5 protein-coding genes and 1 pseudogene are annotated in these 7,489 nt (G+C 42.0%); 5 read left to right on the forward strand and 1 reads right to left on the reverse strand.

Annotation, left to right across the window (positions count from 1 at the left end):
- The first annotated feature begins 18 nt into the window (after window positions 1-18).
- The 3 genes from KVY11_RS16255 (at window position 19) to KVY11_RS16265 (ending at window position 4,680) form a co-directional block, all read left to right on the forward strand.
- Window positions 19-1,485, forward strand: coding sequence for an aldehyde dehydrogenase (locus tag KVY11_RS16255; protein WP_218289539.1), 1,467 nt, complete (start codon window positions 19-21; stop codon window positions 1,483-1,485).
- A 47-nt stretch (window positions 1,486-1,532) separates the two neighbouring features.
- Complete coding sequence (locus KVY11_RS16260; protein WP_218289540.1) at window positions 1,533-3,173, forward strand: thiamine pyrophosphate-binding protein; 1,641 nt, start codon at window positions 1,533-1,535, stop codon at window positions 3,171-3,173.
- Window positions 3,174-3,480: 307 nt separating this feature from the next.
- Window positions 3,481-4,680: a hypothetical protein gene (locus KVY11_RS16265; protein ID WP_218289541.1), complete on the forward strand. Its 1,200-nt coding sequence runs from the start codon at window positions 3,481-3,483 to the stop codon at window positions 4,678-4,680.
- Between the two features lie 513 nt (window positions 4,681-5,193).
- On the opposite strand, the gene KVY11_RS16270 is transcribed toward KVY11_RS16265, so the two are convergent.
- Window positions 5,194-6,351, reverse strand: coding sequence for a site-specific integrase (locus tag KVY11_RS16270; protein WP_218289542.1), 1,158 nt, complete (start codon window positions 6,349-6,351; stop codon window positions 5,194-5,196).
- Between the two features lie 251 nt (window positions 6,352-6,602).
- Here KVY11_RS16270 and KVY11_RS16275 point away from each other — a divergent pair.
- Together KVY11_RS16275 and KVY11_RS16280 are read left to right on the forward strand one after the other, a co-directional pair.
- Window positions 6,603-6,965, forward strand: a pseudogene (locus tag KVY11_RS16275) (terminase large subunit domain-containing protein); the annotation flags it as partial.
- Window positions 6,966-7,045: 80 nt separating this feature from the next.
- Complete coding sequence (locus KVY11_RS16280) at window positions 7,046-7,375, forward strand: hypothetical protein (protein WP_218289543.1); 330 nt, start codon at window positions 7,046-7,048, stop codon at window positions 7,373-7,375.
- The last annotated feature ends 114 nt before the right edge of the window (window positions 7,376-7,489 follow it).

The raw sequence follows: 7,489 nt of genomic DNA on the forward strand, positions 1-7,489 counted from the left end.
AGGAATTTGGTGAGTGCCATGGTTAAAGAAATTTATATTGCAGGTGAATGGCGTCTAGGACGCGGTAATGTTATTCAAAGTCTATTTCCAGCAGATAATTCTGTGAATGCGGAAATTTCAACAGCTACACTTGAAGATGTTGAAGAGACGATTATTAAAGCAGATCAAGCTTGGCGTAAGCCTGAGTGGCGTGATTCATTGCCGCATGAGCGCGCGAAAATTTTGTACCGTGTTGCAGACATCATTGAAGCCCGTGTAGATGAATTGTCTAAACTACAAACCCGTGACAATGGTAAGCCCTTGTCTGAAACTCGTGCTTTGGTGATGAGTGCAGCTGCTACAGCACGTTTTAATGCGGCAGCCTGTGAAACCTTTAATGAAGAACTGACCACACAGCGTGCACAAGATATCTTGACCATGAGCGTGCATGAACCTGTGGGTGTCGTTGCAGCCATCACCCCTTGGAATTCTCCAATTGCCAGTGAAGTGCAAAAATTGGCGCCAGCCATTGCTGCAGGCAATGCGGTGATTTTAAAGCCAGCCGAAGCGACATCATTAATTGCCTTGGAGCTTGCAAAAATCTTTGAAGAAGCAGGCTTGCCGAAAGGCATTTTGAGTGTGCTGGTTGGACGCGGTTCTGTCATTGGAGATGCTATCGCTCAGCACCCTTTAGTTCGCAAAATTTCTTTTACGGGCGGAACATCTACTGGCCGTCACTTGGCGCATATTGCTGCTGAAAAACTGATTACCACGTCTTTGGAACTCGGCGGAAAATCCCCAACCATCGTATTGCCAGATGCAGATATTGAAATTGCAGCCAAAGGCATTGCTTACGGTATTTTCAGTTCAGCAGGTCAGGCGTGTATTGCAGGCTCGCGTCTATTTATTCACGCTTCAATTTATGACGAATTTTTAAAGCGTTTAGTGGAAATCACGGAAGGTTTACGCGTGGGGCATCCTGAACAGCTGAATGTACACATGGGATCTTTGATTAACCAAAAACATTTGGAATCGGTGCACCGTTATGTGGAATTAGCCAAAGCCGAAGGCGGTACGGTAGTCACTGGCGGTGAAGCAATTACAGAGGGCGAGTTTGCCAAAGGCAGTTTCTATAAGCCCACCATCATTACGGGTTTGAGCAACAGTGCGCAAACGTGCCAAGAAGAAATTTTTGGCCCTGTGTTAGTAGTTATGCCATACGACAACGAAAAAGACTTATTTGAACAAGCCAATGACAGCTGTTTTGGTTTAGCAGCAGGAATTTGGACAGAAAGCTACCGTAAAGCATGGCGAATTGCCCGTTTGCTGGAAGTGGGCACGGTGTGGATTAACACCTATAAAAAATTCTCAATCAGCGCACCATTTGGCGGCTTTAAAGACAGCGGCATTGGCCGTGAAAAAGGGCGCCTCGGCATTCTGTCTTATATGCAGCAAAAAAGTATTTATCTAGGTTTAAACGAGCAAGCCAATCCATGGTCGGACTAGCAACTGAACACCCATAAACAACGAATTGAAAAATTAAGGAAAGAACAATGACTGAACGTGTAAATGTAGGCGAAGCAATCGCTCGAGTATTAGAACAGCACAATGTAGACAGCATGTATGGCGTGATTTCGATTCACAACTTGCCAATTGCTGATGCTGTTGGCCGCCGTGAAAAAATGCGTTTTGTTGCAGCGCGCGGTGAAGCAGGTTCTGTCACTATGGCAGACGCACATGCACGTTTTAAAGGTTTAGGTGTGGCTTTGACCAGTACGGGTGCAGGTGCAGGCAATGCTGTAGGTTCATTGATTGAAGCAATGAATGCTGGCAGCCCAGTGCTGCATTTAACCGGTCAAGTCGAACGTGAATATTTAGACCGCGATGCCAGTTTTATTCATGAAACTAAAGATCAGCTGACCTTCTTAAAAGCATCGAGCAAAGCGGCTTTTCGTATTACCAGCCCAGACAATGCTGTGGGTGTAATTCGTGAAGCAATCCGCGTAGCGACTACTGTACCAATGGGGCCAGTAAGCGTGGAGATTCCAATTGATGTGCAAGCGGCTGAAATTGATTTGCCAGCCAATCTTGGTCCAGTAAAAGCCATGCAACTGCCGCAAGCGGACGATGCTGAAATTGACATGATTGCAGATGCATTGAAGAACGCTAAACGTCCATTACTTTGGATTGGCGGCGGTACTTTAAATGCTGTTGCAGAAGTGAAAGCGCTTGCTGACATAGGTATTCCAGTGGTGTCTTCAACCCATGCTCGCGGTGTGCTGGCTGATGACCATCCGCGCAGCTTACGTGCGTTCCATAACTCTGCGGCAGTTGAAAAGCTGATGAAAGAGGCGGACTTATTTATTGTTGCAGGTTCACGTTTGCGCAGTAATGAAACCAAGACTTACTCAGTAGAATTCCCTGAAAATATCATTCAGATAGATGCCAATCCAGTGGCGCAGCAGCGTAACTATAAGGTTTCACAATTTATCTGTGCAGATACCAAAGACACTTTTGCACGTGTACTCAGCGCTTTAAATGGCGTGAGCAAAATTGATGCTGCATATGATGCAGACATTAAAGCTGCACGTGAACATGCGGTGGATGCGTTGCGTACTCAAATGGATCAATACGCATTGATTTGCGATCACCTACGTGCAGCATTGCCAGAAGACGGTATTTTTGTACGTGACATCACTATGTCAGGCAGTACATGGGGCAGCCGTTTGTTCCCTGTACAAAGCCCTAATAAAAACATCCATTCACTTGCAGGTGCGATTGGTCTTGGGCTTGCACACGCGATTGGTTCATCCATTGCCAACCCGGATAAAAAAGTTGTGGGTTTAGTGGGTGATGGCGGTTTGATGCTGGGTATTGGTGAAATTGCCACCATGGCGCAAGAAAACACCGACATGGTGTTAATGGTAATGAACGATGGTGGTTATGGCGTGATGCGCGGCATTCAAAATAACTACTTTGGCGGCCGTCAGTACTTCAATGAATTACATACACCAGACTACCGTTTATTGGGCGAGTCGATGGGCGTGAAGAGCTGGAAAGTCGGCAGTGCAGACGAGTTTAAAACCGCAATTCAAGAAGCCATTGATCTGAATGGCCCAGCAGTGATCGAGTTGGATATGAACGCCATTGGTCCATTGAAATTTGCTGGTCCACCGCAGAAAAAATTGTACTAATTCATCCTTAGAGGATGAACCATATTTGAAGCAATTCCAGAAGGCAATTTCCCAACAGGGGGATTGCCTCAGGCATGGGGGCCGTTAGAGCTAATTCAATTATTGTTGCCATTGGTGCAGCGTTTAATTCAGCCTAAGCGGAAATGCAAAAAACTCAAACCTTAAACCCTTACAAGGAATGTAGGGCATTTAAGTTTAGCCAGCCTGTTTTAAAAAAACAGCTAGTAAAGTAGCGCTAAATTTTTTTAGCCAAAATTATATATAAACAATGTTTTGCATATAAAACATGATAATTTAGGGAAAAGAGATGAATAAAACGATTTTAACAGCTGCGGTTTTCATGTCATTGGGCGCAGCTGCCGCTAGTGTTCAAGCCAAAGATGATCCATTGGAATGGAAAAGTGAAGATGGGGCGCATTCATTAAAAGTCGGCGGGGTGCTGCGTTTCAATCACCGCTATGAACAATGGGATGCCAGTCCAAACCGCGGTTTTGGCAAGCTGGATTTTGATATTTTCCGTTTAGATTTAAAAGGCAAATCGGATGATGCCTATCTGAATGCCAGCTATCTTGTGCAAGATCAGGAAAAAACCTCCATTGAAAAGGCATATTTAGGCTATAATCTGAACAAGAACAACAGCATCGAAGCGGGTTTTGTCTATAAGCCTTTTGCGCTTTATCCTTATCCGCAAAATGGCTGGACTTACCACATTCCGTTCTTTTTAGGTTATGGCAACAATGCCGCGCCTGGGGTGAACTGGAATTACAATAATCCTGAGTGGGATATTAAAGTCGGTTACTACCCGCGCATGCTGGAAACCAATCTGCGTTATTCTCCAGAAGCTGCCACCTATGATGATCTTTCAGAAAATCATTTGCCTTTTCAAGCAGCCTATCAAAATGAAAAGCAGAATCAGCTGAATACCCGCATTGTACGTAAATTTGGCGATGACCAAATGGGTAAGCATGAAATTGGCTTATCGGGTTCTGTGGCTCAGCTGCACAATAAAACCACGCAAAAAGACGGCAGCTACTATGCGGCTGGATTGCATAGCAACAGCAACTATCAGCGCTGGAACCTGCAGTCTTCAGTGATTCATTATCAATATGATGCGGAAAACCCAGACGGTGTAAATAACGATATGACGCTGATGGGTGCGAACGGTTTAACGCCATCGTATTTTATTGCTTCTGAGGGAACGGTTGCGAGTTTAAACCTAGCTTATACTTTGCCTGTGCAGAATATGGGGAAATTAAAAGCGATCCGTTTTTATAATGATTATAGCTATTTAGACAAAGAGCGCAGTGATTGGGCAGCCTCGCAAATGAACACCACAGGTGCAATGTTTATCGCATCACCATTTATGATTTGGGCGGACTACACTTGGGGTAAAAATGCAAATATTATTGGTGGTGCAACCAACGGTACAGGCTTTACCACGGCCACGTCTGAAAACAGTGAAAAATGGATGTACCGTGTCAACTTGAATATTGGGTTTAGTTTCTAAGCTTAAAATTATTATTTTAAACATAAATCAAGGACACTATTTATAATTATAAAGTATAAGAGAAAGAGTTAACTCTTTCTCTTATACTTCTAAAATTCAACTTTTAAAAACAGTATCAGAAATTAATTGATGAAAACTTCGGTGTTCCTATAAAACAAACTATTGACTAAGTGCTTCATAGGTTTCAATGAATGGATGAATGCCAACAAAGATGGTACGTTATATTGATATACTTGGTACAGTATTTCAAATCCTGAATTCGGATTTGAACAAGTCTTCTAAGTGATTTAATACACTAAATCTGATGTGGGTCAAAATTGGGTCAATGAATTTTTTTATTCAATGAAATGGCTTAAGAATTAATGGTTTGGGTTTTGAGTTCAATTGACGCCACCTCCACCAAAATTCTTTATATAAATCAGCCACTTGTAAAAGTGGCTTTTTTATTGCCACATTTTCGCCACATTTCCCCACAAAGCCCGCCACATTCTCATAGGCATTAAAAAAGGCACCTTAAGTGCCATTTGTAGTGTTTAGTTTTGCCATTTCTATCCTGTTCTTATCTCCATGTATCCATTTTGCATATCGCTTAATCAGCATTTGGAGACTATGGCCAAGTTGATCAGCGACAAAGACTGGATTAACGCCATCCATTAAAAGCATGGTTGCATAAGTATGTCGTGCATTATATGCAGGGCGGTGGCGGATCATGCAGGACTTCATAGCTTCTACCATTCTTAAACGTGGAGGTTTTTCATTGAAAAATGGAGCATTAGTCTCTGGGCAAATCATGACGTAATCGCTACTGAGTTTTAAATCTTTAATCGCCTTTAAAGCTTGAGTCGATCTTTCATTTAAATAGACCTCGCGTGCTACATGTGTTTTTGTCACATTTTTTTCATGCCCACGTACACGACTTTTATTGATTCGCATAGTTCCATTAAACCAATCAATGTCAGCCCAGCGAAGTGCAATCAATTCTGATGGACGACACCCACTCCAAAATGCCATTTCATAGTACCAATAATAAAAGTGGTCTTTGTCCTCAAGATTCGTGTTTAACCAGGATAATAGTGCGGTCATTTCCGCACGACTGAATGGATCTGGTATATCAACTTGAACCTTTTTGTTTTTAATAAACTGCACAGGATTTTCGGAAATATATTTGTTCTCCAGCGCAGTTGAGAAAACCCCACGCAATGGAATTAAACAGTTATTCAATGTCTTTGCAGTTTGAAAGTCAGCTTCAATAATAATTTCCTTAATATCATCAGATGTAATTTGATGAATAGGAACTAAAGCCAAGTGTGGCATCCAATGTTTTTCCAAGATATTCTTATAACCTTTCTTGGTGTCCATGTTGCTTTCACATTGCTTTAAGTACTTTTGTGCAGCATCTTGAAAGAGCACACCATTACCAACAATAGTATGCTTTTCATCAATAATTTCACCTTTAGCCTGGGCAATATCATGCTCAGTTAAAATTCCCCATTTCGCCTTGTTCTTTAACTCACTTCTAATTTTATGGGCTGCGTTAATACCTTCCGCATTCGCGGGGTGCGGGAGCGTGATGTATTGGCGCTGCTTGTTGTGGGTGAAGTTGATTTCAATAGCGCCATCTCTGAGCCTGATGCCTTGTGGTAGCGATGTTCCGCTTGATCTGTCAACCATTGGTTGTAGCCTCGAATTGAAAAATAAATATTACCGTCTTGTTTTGACCAAACTTTATCTTCTGGCCATTTCTTACGTCTATGGTTTAGCTTCTGTTCTTCAATGCCAGTAAGCTTGGAAAATTGGCATGCATCCACCCAATCAATAGCTGTTAAGCCTAATTCGAGTAGGGCATCTAAAATTTCATTTGTCATCTAGAAGCCTCCTTCTGTTCATCGAGCAGCTGTGCAAAAAGCACAGCTCCAGTAAACGTATTTAAAAAACTTACGTTAGTTGATGTTGCAGGCAAGCCGAAAGTTGGCGAAGTTACAGGGCAGTGGGTTCTAGATTTTGTTGGTGTGATTTTTGGCGCTTATGACTACGAAAAAAATGAGCGCTTAATTAACGAATTTTTTCTACTGATAAGTAAGAAAAATACGAAGTCTACACTTGCCGCAGGCATCATGCTGACAGCGATTATTTTAAATGACAGACATTCGGCTGAATTTATTATTTTGGCACCAACGAAAGAGGTTGCTGATAATTCTTTTAAACCAATTCGAGACATGATTCGCGAAGATCTCAAATTGAAGGCGCTGTTTAGCGTGTCTGAGCATACTCGCACTGTAACGCATAGAAAATCCGTTCAAACAATTGCTATGGCGTTTGGATTCGGCAGGTAGAGCGTCATTCGAAATGTATAGGTGCTCAGTAGATGCCAATATTAATGGTTTTATGGAAATTCAAATACTGGATCGCAATCGCGGTCTTTTTTGTTTTATGGGTATGTCAAATTGCATACACAAATCATTTATCCGGGCAAATAAAGGAGGCAGATTTCAAATGTGTCACCAAAATTCAAGAAATTGAAAAAAAACATTTAAAAGCCTTGGCTGAAAAACAAAATAAAATTAATGAGGTGAGCGCAGACTATGAAGCTGAAAAATCAAAGCAACGAATTAAAGTTGAAACAGTTACACGTGAAGTGCAAAAGATCATTGATCGCCCTGTGTATCAGCAGCACTGTTTTGATGATGTGTACTAGTTCAAACCTAATCTGACAGTTACCGATATTTGCTTAAGACTGTCAGGTTAAATTTGAGCTAAATTCTTTTCAGCCCAAATACGTTTTCCATCGAGTAATGTTGCAAATGGCGTT

This window comes from Acinetobacter sp. CWB-G5 (assembly GCF_019209785.1).
Lineage (GTDB): Bacteria > Pseudomonadota > Gammaproteobacteria > Pseudomonadales > Moraxellaceae > Acinetobacter > Acinetobacter johnsonii.